At 69.2% G+C, this 260-nt stretch carries 1 pseudogene; it reads left to right on the forward strand.

The window, feature by feature from the left end:
- Window positions 1-260, forward strand: a pseudogene (prfC, locus tag L9G74_RS21145) (peptide chain release factor 3); the annotation flags it as partial.

Genomic DNA, 260 nt, shown 5'->3' on the forward strand with positions numbered 1-260 from the left:
GGCCAGTGCCTACCCGGATTTCGAGCCGGAGCGCTTCCTCGAAGGCACGATGACCCCGGTCTATTTCGGCTCCGCCCTGCGCGATTTCGGCATCGGGCATCTGCTGGAGGGGCTGGCCCGCTTCGCCCCGCCGCCGCGCGACCGCGCCGCAGATAGCCGCACCGTCTCGGCCGCGGAGCCGGAGCTGACCGGCTTCGTCTTCAAGATCCAGGCGAATATGGACCCGAACCACCGGGACCGCGTGGCCTTCCTGCGGATCT

Origin of the sequence: Shewanella electrica, assembly GCF_022321485.1 — a bacterium.
GTDB lineage: Bacteria > Pseudomonadota > Gammaproteobacteria > Enterobacterales > Shewanellaceae > Shewanella > Shewanella electrica.